Genomic DNA, 15,299 nt, shown 5'->3' with positions numbered 1-15,299 from the left:
CTTATGCCGCAGCTATTTGCGCCCGCTGTCACGCTGCAGGCCGGATAAGCCAATTATGGAAGCGCGTCGGTCCGATGTGCGCGTGGGCGCCTGCGACCAGCGAACGGTCGTCCAACTCGCTGCCGTAGTAGCGCGCGTGCACGTCGGCGACCACGGTGCGGGCGTCGCCGCGCGCGGCCAGGAACTTGCGCCCCAGCTCGTCGAGAGGAAAGCGGTCCGGCCCTCCCACCTCGACCATACCGTTCACCGGGGTCGCGACGACCAAGTCGGCCAGCACCGCCGAGACATCGTCGGCCGCGATGGGCTGGATCAGGGCGGGAGATAGCCGGACCATGCCGCCTTGCGCGCCCGCGCTCACGATGCCCTCGACGAACTGGAAGAACTGGGTTGCGCGCAGAATGGTGTAGGGAATTTTCGACTCCCGGATCAGCTTTTCCTGGGCCACCTTGGCGCGCATGTAGCCGCTGTCCGGCAATCGCTCGGCGCCGACCACGGATAGCGCCAGGTAATGCTCCACGCCAGCCCGGGTTGCCGCCGCCAACAGATTGCGCCCCGCGGTCTCGAAGAACGCCATGACCGCCTGATCCTCGAACGACGGGGAATTGGACACGTCCAGCACTGCTTGCGCCCCGACCAGGGCCTCGGCCAATCCCGCGCCGGTCAAGGTGTCCACGCCCGTCCTGGGCGATGCCGCGATGGTTTCATGACCGTTAGCGCGCAGCCGCTGGACCACATTCGACCCGATCAGGCCGGTACCGCCGATAACCACGATTTTCATGTTCCGCTCCTTGCTTGATTGCCGTCCCGCCGCGTATCTCGACCGGGTGCTTGCAGTATGCTTGGCACCCGGGCGGAAGGCTTTGCGGCCGCCTTGTTTTTCCCTTGGATTTGGCTTGCGCATTCGTCCAGCCGACCGCCCTGAGGCCAGGCGCACAAGAACGGCACAAGGAGTACGGAATGCAATTCTCTTTTGACAACTGCGTGCTGGACCTGGACCGGCGGGAACTGCTGCGCGCGTCCAGCGCCGTTGCCACGGCGCCCAAGGTTTTCGACGTGCTCGCGTATCTGATGGAGCACCGCGACCGCGTCGTCAGCCGCGACGACCTGGTCAACGCCGTTTGGCAGGGCCGGATCGTGTCGGAGTCGACCTTGGCCACCCACATCAACGCGGTGCGCAAGGCAGTGGGCGACGACGGGCAACAACAGCGCGTGATTCGAACCGTCGCCCGCAAGGGCTTCCGCTTCGTCGCCACAGTGACAAGCGCACAAGCGCCGCAGACCGCAAGCCTTACGACGGCATCTGCCTCCGCGAGTCCATCGGTAATGCACGCCGCGCCTGCGGAAGCTTCCGCGCCGGCGGTTCTCGCCAAGCCCTCCATCGCCGTGCTGCCGTTCGTCAATCTCAGCGGCGACCCGGAACAAGACTATCTGTCGGATGGCGTGATCGAGGACATCATCTCGGCCTTGTCCCAATACCGCTGGCTTTTCGTCGTCGCCAGGAACTCGAGCTTCGCCTACAAGGGCCACAGCGTGGACGCCAAACAGGTGGGCCGCGAACTGGGCGTGCGCTATGTGCTGGAAGGCAGCTGGCGCAAGTCGGCAAACCGCGTGCGCACCTCGGCGCAACTGATCGACGCGACAACGGGAATACTGCATTGGGCAGGCCGCTTCGAAGGCGTGCTGGGAGACATCTTCGAATTGCAGGACCAGATCACCGAGAGCGTAGTGGGCGCCATCGCGCCCCAGCTGGAGCGGGCCGAGATCGACCGCGCCCAGCGCAAGCCTACCGGCAACCTGGATGCCTACGACTACTACCTGCGCGGCATGACCAAGCTGCACCAGGGCACCCGCGAATCCGTAGACCAGGCGCTGCAACTCTTCCATACCGCTATCGCGACCGATCCGGATTACGCGTCGGCGTATGCCATGGCGGCATGGTGCCACTGCTGGCGCAGGGTCAACAACTGGATGACGGACGTCGGGAAGGAGACCGCGGAGGGTATACGCCTGGGTCGCAAGGCCGTCGATCTGGGGTCGGACGACGCGGTTGCGCTGACTCGGGGCGGCCACGCGCTGGGCCAGTTGGGCGGGGACACCTCAGGCGCCATCGCGCTGCTCGACAAGGCGCTCGGGCTCAATCCGAATCTGGCCGCGGCATGGTTCCTGGGTGCGTTTCTCAGACTTTGGCGGGGAGAACTCGAGGACGCCGTGGAATTCTTGAAGCATGCAATGCGGCTCAGTCCCCGTGACCCGGAGCTGTACCGCATGCAAGCAGGCATGGCCACCGCGCATCTCTTCCTGAAGGACTTCGACGCAGCGGCGTCATGGGCGGAGAAGGCCTACCAGAACCTGCCGAGCTTCCAGATGGCGGTTGCGATCGGTGCGGCCAGCCACGCGTTGGCCGGACGGACGACGGACGCGCAACGCGGGCTGCAGAACCTGCGCCAGCTCAATCCCAGCCTGCGTCTTTCCACGCTTGCGGAATGGGTGCCCATCTGCGCGCCGCAGCATCTGGCGACGTTGACGGAAGGCCTGCGCGCGGCGGGCCTGCCGCAGTAGCGGCGGGCGCCCGCCCCGACCTCATCAGTCATCGACGCGGATTTCGGGCGTGACCGACATGCCCACCTTCAGTTTCGCGGCCGCGGGCTGATCCGCGTTGATGCGGATCCGTACCGGCAGCCGCTGGACGATCTTGGTGAAATTGCCGGTGGCATTATGCGGCGCGACCGCGGAATAGCTGACCCCGCTGGCCGGCCCCAGGCTCTCCACTTTTCCAGTCAGGGTTTCGCCCGCCAAGGCGTCCACCGCGATATCCACCGTCTGCCCCGGCCGCACGCGCGCCAGCTGCGTTTCCCGGAAGTTGGCCGAGACATAGACGGCGTCCAGCGGGACCACCGCGAGCAAAGGCTTGCCGACGTTGACGAATGCGCCGACGCGTACCGATTTCTGCCCCACGGTGCCGTCCACCGGCGCGGTGATGCGGGTGTACGACAACTTGAGTTCCTCCGCGGCCTGCACCGCCTGCGCCTGGGCAAATGCGGCGCGGGCCTTTTCGAGGTCTGCCGCCAGGACATCCACCTGTTGGCGAGCGGCAAGCAGGCTGGCCTGGGCCTTTTCCAGGCTGGCCAGTTGAACGCTGGCCTGCATTTCGGCTTGCTGCCGCGCCTGGATCGTCCCTGAGCCGTCCGTGGCCAGGTTCCGATAGCGCGTCTGGTTCGCGCGGGCCAGCTTCAGCGCCGCCTCGTCCACCGCCACCGCCGCCTGCGCCTGGCGTATGGCGGACTCCTGCTGGACCAGGCGCGCCTGCAGGCCGCCGATACTGGCCTGAGCGCTGGCCGCCTGGGCCCGGGCGGCGTTCACCGCCGCCACGAAATCGCGGTCGTCAATGGTAGCAAGCAACTGCCCCTGCTTGACGGGCTGGTTGTCCTCGACAAGCACCTTGTCGATCCGTCCCGACACCTGCGGCGCCACCATCGTGAAATCCGCATGCACATAGGCATCGTCAGTGGACTGCGTCGATGCCCGGGATTCGGGACGGTTGAGATACAGGCCGCCGCCGATCAGCAGCATGAGCAGCAGCACCTTGGTCGTGACCTTTGCTTTCTTCGGTAATGCCATGATGGATCATCCCTGAGTGGAAGATGGAACTGCGGAAGGGCGCGAGACGTGTCCCAAGTCGGGAGCGGGGATGTAGGCCAGCCTCAACACGATCGGAATCAGCAGGAGCGCCAGGACGCCCAGCACGCGGTAGGCGTCGGCAATCGACAGCACCAGCGATTGTTGGCTGACGATGCGCATGAGCTGCAGGGGTTCGAGGCTGTCCGGGACGTAGTTGGCCACGAGCGCCGCCTGATCCAGCAGCATCTCCGCATGGAAGCGGCCGCGCGCGGTCAAGAGCTGCCCCACCGCGGCGCCGCCGATCATCGACCCGAGGGCGCGCAGCGTATTGATGGCGCCCGACACATAAGGGCCTTCGTGAGGCTGCACCACGCTGGTGATCAGGAACAGCATCGACACCACGGCCATCGGTTGCCCGAAGGCTTGCAGCGTCTGCGCCAGCACGAACTGGTCGCGGTTCCAGGTCGAGGTCAATTGCGCGCCGGCCAGGCAGGCAAGCGCGATCAGCACCAGGCCCGCCGCGAACACCATCCGGGCATCCACCCACTTTTGGTACAGCAGCAGCGCGACCGCGAACCCCAGGACCAGCTGCGGCAAGGCGACGATCAGACCGATGGACGCCATTTGCATGGGCCGGTAATCCTGGATCGGGCCGAGGTAACCGGCCGGCAGCATCGAGCCGGACAGCAGCACCACCAGCAGGAAGACGAACAGCGTGAAGCCCAGCACCAGGTTGCGGCGCCCCAGGACCTGCAGCTTGATGAAGGGCGCCGGGTGATGCCACTCCGTCAGCAGGTACAGCGCCAGCAGGATCACGCCCGCCGCCAGCGAAAACGTGACGAGAGGCGAATTGAACCAGTCCAGCCTCACACCTTGATCCAGCGCGACCGCGACCAGGCCGAAGCCCGGCACCCCATAGGCCATGCCCAGCCAATTGGCCTGGCGGAAGCGCCCGGTCTCGATGGGTTCCCGCGGCAGCCCCCAGCCCACGAGCAACCCGGAAACCAGGGCCAGGGGAACGATCTGCCAGTACACCCAGCGCCAGTCGAACAGCGCGTCGGTCCATTGGCCGGCCAGCCATATCGACAGATTGGGCGCGAATGTGGCGGTCATCGCATAGAGCGCGAGGCCATACAGCCGGATCGGCGGCGGCAGAAACTTGAGGGCCGCCATCATCAGCAAGGGGATCGTGGTGCCGCTGGCCACGCCTTGCAGAAAGCGCAGGACCAGCAGCAGGTTCAGGTCGTGGACGAAAGGCAGGGCCAGGGCCAGCAGCGCGCAGGCGCCCAGCATCCACAGCTCGAAGCGCCGCACCGAAAGGGTGATGGCAAACCACGCCGCGAACGGCATGGCAATCAGTTCTCCGGCGCCGTAGGCCGTCGTAAGCCAGGAGCCCTCGTCAAAGCCGGCGCCCATCGAGCCGCGCAGGTCCGCCAGCGCCAAGGCGCCGATGCGGTTGTTCAAGCCGGCCATCATGGCGGCGATGAAAATTCCCAGAAGCCCCACCATCGGGCGCTTCGACGACTTGGCCGCGTGCCCATGGGCGGCGGTGCCATCGCCCGCTTGCGCTTCTACGTTGGCGCTCATGGCGTGGCTCCCATTTCCGGATCCCAGCCGCCGCCCAGCGACTTGTACAGATTCACCACCGTCAGCGTGCCGTTGGTCGCGCTGGCATTCAGGCTGGTCTGGCTGACAAGCAGGTTGCGCTGCGCCGTCAGCACGGTGAGGTAGTCGGACGCGCCCTGCTGGTAGCCCCGCTCGGCGGCGCGCAAGGCTTCCTGGTTCTGTTCGTACGAGACCTGCAGCTCGCTGTGTTCGCGTTGCTGCTCGGCCCAGGCATCCAGGGCGTTGTCCACCTCATGCCAGGCCTGCAGCACCGTCTGCCTGTAGGCCAGAGCGGCGGACCGCTGCCGCGATTCGCTCAATTCCAAGCGCTGGACAAGGCGTCCGCCCTGAAAGATGGGCAGGTAGACCGTCGGCCCGATCGAGAAAAATCGGGAGTCCCAGCTGGCGAGGTCGCTGCCCTGGAAGGCTTCCACGCCCAGTTGTCCCACCAGGGAAATACGCGGGTAGAAGTCGGCCTTGGCCACCCCGATTGCCGCGGTGGCGGCGTGGAGCTGGGCCTCGGCCCGCTGGATGTCGGGCCGCCTGTGCGCCAATTGGGACGACACGCCGACCGGCACCTTGGTGGGCAGCGCAGGCAGCGGCATCGCGTCACGCAGCTGTGCATCCAGCGCGCGCGGCCTTTCCCCCAGCAGCAGAGCAAGGGCATTCAGCAGCGTGTTGCGGCGCTTGGTCAATTCAGGCACCAAGGCCTTGACCGTCGCCAGTTGCGCCCGGGCCGTGGCGGTATCGAAACGGGTCGATACGCCATTGCGCTCCCGGCTTTCGGTCAGGCCGAGCACGCGCTCGGCCACCGTCTGGTTCTGCCTGGCGATGTCGAGCTGGGCCTGCGTGCCGCGCAACTGCAGATAGGCGCGAGCGACCTCCGCGGACAATGCCACGCGGGCCGCCTCCCGGTCGTAGACGGAAGCTTGCAGGGACGCCTTGGCGCCCTCCTGCAGGCGGCGCGCACGCCCCAACAGGTCGATCTCCCATCTGGCGTTGAAACCCAGCCGCCAGAAATCGGTGGCGCTGGAAGGCGCGCCCAGCGCGGCCAGCTTGCCGTTTTCGCTGAGCGCTTCGCGCGAGAAGCTGCCGCCGGCGTCCAGGCTGGGATACAGCTCCGAGGATGCGATGCCCAGTTGCGCCCGGCTCTGCTCGATGCGTTCGGCAGCCTGCTGCAGATCCAGGTTGCCCGTCGCGGCCCGGGCCTGCAGGGTCGCAAGCAGAGGATCTTCAAACAGCCGCCACCATTCCGCGGGGACGTCGGCGGCGGTGAGTTGGGAGTGGCCAGCGGGGTCCTGCCTGGGCGCCAGTTCGGTCTCGTTCAGACCATTGTCGGGACTGGCGAAGTCGGGTCCCACCGCGCAACCCGCCAGCATCGCGGCACACAACGCCGCGCTGGCGCAACGCCACAGTGACGAACGTATCGGTGTCAACATCACGGCAGTTCCTAGTAGGTGGGCAACGGATTTCGTCGGGGCAACCGACGAGCCCAGTATGCTCAGCCCCCTGCGGGAACGCTTCGCGTACTCCTTGGATTTCCATTGATTTTGGCTTGGGGATTCGTCCAAATTGGCTACATCCGCGACCTGTCCGCCGCAGCCGGGAAGTTGTGTCCTTTCCTTTCCGCTTTGCACCAGGAATGGAACAAAGACCTCATAAGTTTCATGAAGGACGCAAGCAGGATCGCGCCAGCACGCAAATTCGCGTGCGGGACAGCAACCGAAGGAAATTGAAATAATGCGAAATAAATTGCACTGCCCCCTCCGCTAAGGTCGATTCAGCCATTGACTTGGAGGAGAGCGAGCATGAAGGCCATCGGTTCTGCTGCGATTCTGTCCGCGACTATCGGCTTGTCCCTGCCCGCCGCGGCCCTGGCTCAGGTCTACCAGAACGGGACCGCGACGGCGACTTTCAATGTTTCCCTGACGGTGCAGGCAAACTGCACGATTGCGGCCGATCCGCTGGTGTTTCCCTCTACCGGACTCTTGAGCGCCGCGGTGAATCAGGAAACAACGGTCCGGGTTACCTGCACCAACACCACGCCCTACAACGTAGGCCTGGACGCCGGCACGGCGGCGGGCTCGACGATTGCGAATCGCCTGCTCGTGGGCACCGCGCCGGGCAACACCACCACCAGCGTGGGCTACCAGCTCTACCAGAATGCAGGCCGCACGACGATCTGGGGCAACACGCAAGGCACGGACACCGTAGGCGGCACCGGCACGGGTACGGCCCAGACGCTGACCGTCTACGGCCGGGTGCCGCCCCAGGCCGCCCCCAAGCCGGATACGTACCAATCGACGGTCACGGCCACCGTCTACTTCTGAGCGCGAATCGACATGACGACGCTTGGGATCATTCGCCAGGCGGCGGGGGCCTGTTTATTCGGCATGGCGCTGCAAGCGCATGCCGCCAGCCTGCAGATCTCGCCGGTAATCCTGAACCTGGACGGCGCGGAACGCGCCGCCAGCATGACCTTGCGCAACGAAGGCGCCGAACCCATCTACGGCCAGGTCCGCGTGTACGCATGGAGCCAGACCGCGACCGAAGACGTGCTGCGGGAGACATCGGCCCTGGTGGCCAGTCCCCCGATGATCCAGATCGCGCCGGGCGGCACGCAGGTCGTGCGCCTCTTGCAGCCCGATCCCGCCAAGCGCCCTGGCGAGACGTCGTACCGCCTGATCATCGACGAGATCGCGCCGCCCGATCCCTTGCGCGCGACGGGCGTGCAAGTGCGGCTGCGCTATTCGGTGCCGGTGTTCGTGGGCGCCGCGCCGCAAGCTCCCGCGCAACGGGAGCTGACATGGTCCCTGGTGCGCGATGGCCCCGACTGGGCCTTGCGCGTCGTCAACAGCGGCACGCACCGCGCGCAACTCAGCGACGTGGCGCTGGTCTTCAACGGCCAGCGCCGCAGCTTGCGGGATGGCCTGCTCGGCTATGTCCTGGGCGGCAGCGCGCGCCAGTGGCCCCTGCCCTTTCAACCTTCCATGCACGGGGCGGTCACGGTCAACGCGCGGGTGAACAGCGTTCCCGTCCAGGCCGACGTGCAAACCGATACAGGGAAGTGAAACATTGCACATGCGCCATGCAGCTGACTCTGATGCTCGCCGCCGCAGCAGTCCATGCCGGCGCGCGCGCGCAATCCGCGCCTGAAACGGCCGTGGGACTGGCGGCCATCGACGTCTATCTGAACGTCAGCATCGGCGGCCAGCCCAGCCATCGGATCGCGCGATTCGCAGATGAGCATGGCCGCCTGTCTGCACGCGGCGCGGACTTGCGCAGCCTGGGGATCGATACCCATGCCTTGGGAATAGCGGACGAGGCACAGGTACCCCTGGAGCAGATCCTCGGCCTGAAGTACCGCTACGACGCGGCCGCGCAAGACGTCGATCTCGACCTGCCGGACCGGTACCGCGTTCCGAACCGCATCGATGCGCGAGGCTTGAGCCCCGTGGCCGCCGCCACGGCGGATCGCGGCCTGCTCATCAACTACGATCTATATGCGCGCACCGACCGCGAAAATCCGCTGGCGATCTGGAGCGAACAACGCTATTTCGACCAATATGGGGTCTTCAGCAATACGGGCACCGCTTATCTGTACCGCGACCTGCGGCGCTATGTCCGCTTCGACTCCAGCTGGACCCACTCCGACCCCGCCACATTGACCGCCACCCAGGTGGGCGACACGATTTCCGGATCGCTGGCCTGGTCGCGCTCGATACGCATGGGCGGCCTGCAATGGCGGCGCAATTTCTCGTTGCGGCCCGACCTGGTCACATTCCCCATGCCGGACTTCGCCGGCAGCGCCGTGGTGCCGTCCGCCGTCGATGTCTACATCAACAACATCCGCCGCTATTCGGGCGACGTTCCCAGCGGCCCTTTCGTGGTCGACAACGTCGCGGGCATCACGGGTTTCGGGCAGGCAAACGTCATCACGCGCGACGCCCTGGGCCGGCCCGTGTCGCAGTCGGTGCCCATCTACATCGACACGCGGCTGCTGGCGCAAGGCATGTCCAGCTATTCGGTCGAAGCAGGCTTTCTGCGCCGCGCCTATGGCTGGCGATCATTCGACTACAAGGACGATCCCGCCCTCAGCGGCACCTGGCAATACGGCGTCTCGAACGCCCTGACCGTGGAAGCCCATGGCGAAGCCAGCGCCGGGTTGTACAACGCGGGGGCCGGCATGCTCGCCAAGCTGGGCATGGCGGGCGTCGTCAACGCGTCGCTGGCCGGCAGCCTGGGCAGGAACACCGGCCTGCAGGCCGGCCTGGGCTATCAGTATGTGGACGAGCGCTACTCCATCGACATACAGAGCCTGCGCGCGATCTCCGATTACGCCGATCTGGCGGCCAACGACGGCATCCCCGTATCCCGCGCCAGCGACAGGGCGACGCTGGCCGTGCCCTTGGGCGGCGGGCAGACCGTATCGCTGAGCTACATCGGCCAACGCTATCCGGGCGTCGAAGCCGCCCACATCGGTTCGGTGGCCTACACCACCCGGCTGGGCAGCCGCGCCACGCTGAGCGTGAGCGCCTACCAGGACTTCAACGACAGCGACAGCCGTGGCGCGTTCCTCAGCCTAGGCATCACCCTGGGCGAAACCTCGTTCAATGCCATGGCCGGCCGCCAGGACGGCGGCACGTATACCAACGCCAGCGTGATCCGCAGCCCCGATTATGGCGGCGGGTTCGGCTGGGGCGTGCAGGCCGGCACCTACGAGGCGGGCCACTATGAGCAAGGCTGGGGCCGGTACCTGGGACGCTATGGCGAGATCACGCTGGGCGCGCAGCGCTATGACGGACGCACCACGGGAGAGCTCGACGTCAATGGCGCCTTCGTCTTCATGGATGGCGCGGCGCAAGCATCCCGGCGCATCGACGACGGCTTCGCGCTGGTCTCCACCGGCGAACCCGGCCTGCCCATCCTGCATCAGAACCGGGTCATCGGCCTTACAGGCTCGAACGGCCGCCTGGTGGTGCCGGACCTGAACAGCTACCAGACCAACACGCTGGAACTCGACGGCCTGGACCTGCCGCCCAACGCGCAAGTGTCGGCCTACTCACTCGATGTGGTGCCGCAGTCCCGATCCGGCGTGCTGGCGGAGTTCGGCATCACCCATGAGGCCGCGGCCACCGTCGATCTGGTGGACGGCCGCGGCAAGCCTCTACCGGTGGGCGCGCGGGTCGTGCACAGGGAGAGCGGATCCGAGAGCGTGGTGGGCTACGGCAGCCAGACCTTCGTGCGCAACCTGGGCAAGCGCAATCATCTGGACGTGCAAGGACCGGATCTGGCCTGCACGGCGCGTTTCGACTTCCAGGCCCCCATCGACGGCAGCCTGCCGCGCCTGGGGCCGGTGGCATGCGTGGAGGTCCGGCCGTGAAAACACTGCTGGCCGCATTGCTGCTGGCGGCCCTGTGGCTGGGCGGGAACGGCGCGCATGCGCAAACTTGCACCGTGTCCATGACACCCATCACGTTTCCGAACTTCAATCCAGTGCTCGGCGCATCGGTAACGCAGACCGGCACGCTGACGGCGACCTGCACCTGGGGCCTGCTCACCCCGGGGTATGCCCGCGTATGCGTGAACCTGGGCATCGGCGGCGGATCGACCGTGCAAGATCCGCGGCAGATGGCCAATGGCGCCAACCGTCTGCAGTACCGGCTATCGCCGAACGCCTCCATGAGCCCGCTGTGGGGCTCGGCCGCCAACGGATCGACGCCAGTCATCATCGATCTCACCCAGCCCTTGCTGGGCAGCCAGGCCACCGTCAACCAGCCCATTACCGGGCAGGTCCTGTCAGGCCAATACACGGTGCCCACGGCCAATAACGCCACGACCGCGTACTCGGAAACTTTCCCTGGCGTGGCAACCTTCGACTACGGCTTCTCCATCCTGGTCCGGCCCGCGTGCTCGTCGCTGACCTCCCGTGGCAGCTACAACTTCACGGTGCGCGCCAACGTGACCAACAACTGCACCATTTCCGCCTCCCCGTTGAACTTCGGGTCGATGGCTGACTTTCGCTCGGCGCGCCTGGCCAATACGACGCTGGCGGTGCGCTGCACCAACAACGACGCCTACCGGATACGCCTGAACGGCGGCCAGAACGGCACCGTGAGCCAGCGCTACCTGCGAGACGCCACCGGCACGCGGCTGGTAAGGTATGACTTGCACACGTCGGCGGACCGCACGATCCCCTGGGGCGACGGCACCGCGGGCACCGCCTTCGTCACCGGCACGGGAACCGGCAATATCCAGCAGGTGCAGGTCTATGGGCGGGTGCCTGCGCAGACGGCGCCGCCCCCCGGGCAATACAGCGACGTGGTGACCGCGACCATCGAATTCTGAGGGTCAGAACACTACCGTCCAGTATTGCTCGTCCACCGCGCGCTGCGCGTGCCAGGGCGTTCCCTGGGAACATCGCACCGCCGGACGAGCCGGTCCCTGGCTGACCGTGCAGAGGCTGGGAACCGTGAAGCGCACGAGCATCGGCGCAAGCGGCGCGGATTGTGCCTGGTGGGCCGCCAGCCCGATGCCGCCCGCCAGCAAGAGTCCCAATGCCGGGAAGACAAATTTGGAGGCCATGAAAAAAGCTCCAGACCAGAGTTGAGCCATCTGCACTAACGGCGACGCGCCGGATTTCTTAAGCGCGCCACGGTTTCGCCCCCATTTTTTGCCCAGATCGCACAGGAGATTCACTAGTGGTTAGATCCGCAACGACAGCATCGCGTCCTTTCCCGCCTTCCGTCCAGGCCGCCCCTTCGCGGCGGCGCCGACGGCCCAGGCCCTGGCTGGCGGCCCTGCTGCTGGCGGCAATGCTGTGTTGCCTTGCCCTTTCCTGGCAAACCCAGGCTGCGGGGCTGCTGCAGCCGCAAGCGGCGGCGGCGCCGTCCTCCGCGCTGACTCCGGCGGCCCTGGCGGACTTGCTGGAGAATCCCGAAGCGCGCAAGGCGCTGGTGGACGAGCTGCGCGCGCAGGCGTCCGGCGCAAAACCCGCCTCAGCCCGACCCGCAGGCACGGCCTCGGCTCCCGCGCAGCCCGCCGAACCCGGCCTGCAGGAACGCCTGGCCGACAACGTCCAGCGCTTCCTGACGGGCCTCGCGACCGACATGGGCCAGGGCGTGGAAGACATGCGCGCACTGGCCTCGGGCGACAGCCTGCGCATGGACAGCGACGCCGCAGGCCATGTCTTGAAGCCTCTCGCGTTGGCAGCGGCCGCCACCATCCTGGCCTTCATTCTGCTGCGGATGATTGCCATGTACGTCTACGGCCGCATCGACCGCTGGGTGGCAGAACTGCGCCACGCGCCAGAAGCGCCGCCCAGGCGCGGCGCGCCCGCCTCCATGCGCGTGCTGTCGCGCCGCGCGGGTGCCATCGTGGGCGCGCTGGCCATCGATGCGGGCGTGGTGCTGCTTGCCGCCATGGCGGGCGGCGCCGCGGCGCTATGGGGCACGCCCGGGCGCGGCACGCTGGACGCTCTGGCGGCCGTGTTCCTGCGAGCCTTCGTGTCGGTCGAACTCGTCAAGGTACTGATCCGCACGGTGTTCTCCGTCAAGCATCCGCACCTGCGCCTCTTGCCCATGACAGACGAAAACGCCAGGTATTGGAATACGTGGCTGCTGCGCATCGCCAGCGCCGCAGGCTACGGCACGCTGCTGATCGATCCCGTGGTGTCGGCCTCGCTGTCGCCCGCGCTGGGCCGGCTGGCCAACCTGCTGATCATGCTGGCCGTGTACGTGTATGCGGTGCGCGTCATCTGGCGCAACCGCCAGACGGTGCGCGGGCACCTGGACCGGCGCGCCGCCAGCGCGACGACCTTCATGGGCTCGCGGCTGCACATCCTGGCGCGCGTGTGGCATGTGCTGGGCATAGGCTATTTCACCATCCTGTTGGTGGTCAGCCAGGTGGACCCGACCAACGCGCTGCCGTTCATGGCTCGCGCCACCGCGCAGACCCTGCTGGTCATCGGCGTGGGCAGCCTGTTGATCCTGTTCCTGAACACCGTGCTGGCCAAGCCCATCAGGCTGCCGGACGACCTGCGCAAACGCCTGCCGCTACTGGAGGCGCGCGTCAACGCCTATGTGCCCGCCACCTTGAAACTGATCGGCCTGATCATCCGCATCGTCCTGGTGCTGTTGGTGCTCGACGCGTGGCGCGCCTTCGACCTGTCGCGGTGGCTGGCCTCGGATGCCGGCGGCGCGGCCATCAGGATGACGGTGAACATCGTCATCGTGCTGCTGATAGCCGCCCTGGCCTGGACCGTGATCGCCAGCATCATCGAGCACCGCCTCAGCCAGAGCGAAGGACGCGGCATGCCCAGCGCGCGCGAGCGCACGCTGCTGGCGCTGTTCCGCAACGCGGCGCTGATCGTCATCGTGACGATGACGCTGATGGTGCTGCTGTCGCAGATCGGCATCGACGTCGGACCGTTGATCGCCGGCGCCGGCGTGGTCGGCCTGGCCATCGGCTTCGGCGCGCAGAAGCTGGTCCAGGACATCATCACGGGCATCTTCATCCAGCTTGAGAACGGCATGAACGAGAACGACGTGGTGCAGGTCGCAGGCGTGTTCGGCACCGTCGAAAAGATGACCATACGCTCGGTCGGCATCCGCACCCTGGACGGCGGCTACCATCTGGTGCCGTTCTCGTCGGTGGACGTCGTCGCCAACCACATGCGCGACTTCTCGTACCACCTGGGCGAATACACCATCGCGCATCGCGAAAGCGTGGACGACGCCATCGTGCACCTGCGCGCCGCCTTCGCCGAGCTGATGACCGACACCGTGCTGGGGCCTGAGATCCTGGAAGACATCACGGTGGCGGGCGTCACGGCGGTCAACGAGAAGGGCGTGACCATCCGGATCCTGATCAAGACCACGCCCGGCATGCAGTGGGCCGTGCAGCGCGGCTATAACCGCCTGCTGAAGAAACACTTCGACGCCGCCGGCATCGAGCTGCCCTACCCGCACACCGTGGTGTACTTCGGCCAGGACAAGCGGGGTTACGCGCCGCCCGCGAACGTCTTCGTGCAATCCGAGCGCCCCGACGAAGGCGAGGACGCGCGCGCCGCCGGGCACACCCGGCGTCCGCTGGAACCCGCGCCGCGCGGCGAAGATTCGGCCGAAGTGCTGGGCAACGAACTCGAGGCACGCGAGGAAGGCGAAGCGTCACGCGTGTAACGGACGCGCGTAGCAGACGCGTGTAACGGACGCGCGTAGCAGACGCGCAGACGCGCGCAGCGGCAGGCGGCACGCTTCGGCGTGCCCGCCGCCTACTTCCCGTATGTGGCGATCAGCGTTTCCAGCGGCACATGGCCCTTGCAAAGCCCCGAATAGGCAGGGCTTGCGCCATCTTCCAACGAGATCGCATATTTGACCGCCGGGTCGCTCTCCAGGCGCTGCCGCAGCGCCGCCAGCTTCGGCCAGCGGGATTTTGCGGCGACCTCATGGAAATCGAGCCAGCGCGCCACGCCGACCAGCACGGCATCCGCCAGCGTCGGGCGACCGCCCACCAGGAACGGCGTGTCGCCCAGCATCGCCTCGAGCTTGTCATGCCGTTCGATGACGCGTTGCGCGCCCCATTCCCGCAGCGTTTTCTGCAAGGCCGGATCAGGCGGATCCATTTCCAGAGCGACCCAATGCGGGGTGAAGGCGGCGGTGAATCCAGTGTTCAGAAAAGCCATGAACTGGTTCATGCGGTCGGATTCCGGCGACAGAGGATCGAAGCTGATCCTGCGCTCGTCATCACGGTTTTCGATCCAGCGTGCAATCGCCATGGTTTCCGTGAAAACCGCGCCCTGTTCGCTGACGAATGCAGGGGTCTCATGGCGCGGGTTTATCCGCGCATAGGACGGCAGCCGCATTTCGCCAAGCATGTCCACGCGGCACAGACGATAGGGTTGGCCCAGCCACTCCAGCGCAGCGACGAGCCCCATGGAACTTCCCAGCGGAAAGCCATAGACAAGAATGGGTTCCAAGATTTTTTTCTCCGTAGATGAGGGTCACGCTGCGCAGCGGATTGAATTCTACGGATCTGATAGCCTAAGTAAATTACGCACATTTTTGTCACCATGCCCC

Annotated in this window: 12 protein-coding genes; 6 read left to right on the top strand and 6 right to left on the bottom strand. The window is 66.4% G+C overall.

What is annotated here, in order from left to right; all coding sequences use genetic code 11:
- Window positions 1-28: 28 nt before the first annotated feature.
- Window positions 29-778, bottom strand: a complete 750-nt coding sequence (locus BRO63_RS26950) for an SDR family oxidoreductase (protein ID WP_088142714.1) — start codon at window positions 776-778, stop codon at window positions 29-31.
- 179 nt (window positions 779-957) lie between these two features.
- Here BRO63_RS26950 and BRO63_RS26945 point away from each other — a divergent pair, with 179 nt between their 5' ends.
- The gene (locus BRO63_RS26945) at window positions 958-2,559 is read left to right on the top strand and encodes a winged helix-turn-helix domain-containing tetratricopeptide repeat protein (protein ID WP_088142713.1); all 1,602 of its coding nucleotides are present in this window, start codon (window positions 958-960) and stop codon (window positions 2,557-2,559) included.
- Between the two features lie 24 nt (window positions 2,560-2,583).
- On the opposite strand, the gene BRO63_RS26940 is transcribed toward BRO63_RS26945, so the two are convergent.
- Genes BRO63_RS26940 through BRO63_RS26930 form a run of 3 tightly spaced genes read right to left on the bottom strand, consistent with a single transcriptional unit; the run spans window position 2,584 to window position 6,662 of the window.
- The gene (locus tag BRO63_RS26940) at window positions 2,584-3,618 is read right to left on the bottom strand and encodes an HlyD family secretion protein (RefSeq protein WP_088142712.1); all 1,035 of its coding nucleotides are present in this window, start codon (window positions 3,616-3,618) and stop codon (window positions 2,584-2,586) included.
- Between the two features lie 6 nt (window positions 3,619-3,624).
- The gene (locus tag BRO63_RS26935) at window positions 3,625-5,205 is read right to left on the bottom strand and encodes an MFS transporter (RefSeq protein WP_218824117.1); all 1,581 of its coding nucleotides are present in this window, start codon (window positions 5,203-5,205) and stop codon (window positions 3,625-3,627) included.
- The gene (locus tag BRO63_RS26930) at window positions 5,202-6,662 is read right to left on the bottom strand and encodes an efflux transporter outer membrane subunit (RefSeq protein WP_179215228.1); all 1,461 of its coding nucleotides are present in this window, start codon (window positions 6,660-6,662) and stop codon (window positions 5,202-5,204) included. Before BRO63_RS26930 ends, BRO63_RS26935 begins: the two co-directional genes overlap by 4 nt.
- Before the next feature lie 369 nt (window positions 6,663-7,031).
- On the opposite strand from BRO63_RS26930, the gene BRO63_RS26925 reads away from it, so the two are divergent.
- Genes BRO63_RS26925 through BRO63_RS26910 form a run of 4 tightly spaced genes read left to right on the top strand, consistent with a single transcriptional unit; the run spans window position 7,032 to window position 11,571 of the window.
- Window positions 7,032-7,553 (top strand): Csu type fimbrial protein, encoded by a 522-nt coding sequence (locus BRO63_RS26925; protein ID WP_088142710.1) that lies wholly within the window; start codon window positions 7,032-7,034, stop codon window positions 7,551-7,553.
- A gap of 12 nt (window positions 7,554-7,565) precedes the next feature.
- A complete protein-coding gene (locus tag BRO63_RS26920) occupies window positions 7,566-8,294 on the top strand; it encodes a fimbrial biogenesis chaperone (protein WP_088142709.1) in 729 nt (242 codons plus the stop codon).
- A gap of 32 nt (window positions 8,295-8,326) precedes the next feature.
- Complete coding sequence (locus BRO63_RS26915) at window positions 8,327-10,606, top strand: fimbria/pilus outer membrane usher protein (RefSeq protein ID WP_088142801.1); 2,280 nt, start codon at window positions 8,327-8,329, stop codon at window positions 10,604-10,606.
- Window positions 10,603-11,571 (top strand): Csu type fimbrial protein, encoded by a 969-nt coding sequence (locus BRO63_RS26910; RefSeq protein WP_179215227.1) that lies wholly within the window; start codon window positions 10,603-10,605, stop codon window positions 11,569-11,571. The genes BRO63_RS26915 and BRO63_RS26910 overlap by 4 nt, the downstream gene beginning before the upstream one ends.
- Window positions 11,572-11,574: 3 nt before the next feature.
- Here the strand turns inward: BRO63_RS26910 and BRO63_RS26905 are convergent, their stop codons facing one another.
- Window positions 11,575-11,808, bottom strand: a complete 234-nt coding sequence (locus BRO63_RS26905) for a hypothetical protein (RefSeq protein WP_088142707.1) — start codon at window positions 11,806-11,808, stop codon at window positions 11,575-11,577.
- A 230-nt stretch (window positions 11,809-12,038) separates the two neighbouring features.
- Here BRO63_RS26905 and BRO63_RS26900 point away from each other — a divergent pair, with 230 nt between their 5' ends.
- Window positions 12,039-14,402, top strand: a complete 2,364-nt coding sequence (locus BRO63_RS26900; RefSeq protein ID WP_088142706.1) for a mechanosensitive ion channel domain-containing protein — start codon at window positions 12,039-12,041, stop codon at window positions 14,400-14,402.
- A 92-nt stretch (window positions 14,403-14,494) separates the two neighbouring features.
- Here BRO63_RS26900 and BRO63_RS26895 read toward each other — a convergent pair whose 3' ends face one another.
- Entirely contained in the window at window positions 14,495-15,199 is a 705-nt protein-coding gene (locus BRO63_RS26895) for a glutathione S-transferase family protein (RefSeq protein ID WP_088142705.1), read from the bottom strand.
- Window positions 15,200-15,299: the final 100 nt, after the last annotated feature.

Origin of the sequence: Achromobacter xylosoxidans, from assembly GCF_002192695.1 — a bacterium.
GTDB lineage: Bacteria > Pseudomonadota > Gammaproteobacteria > Burkholderiales > Burkholderiaceae_B > Achromobacter > Achromobacter xylosoxidans_C.
This window is presented reverse-complemented; position numbering and strand designations above follow the sequence as displayed.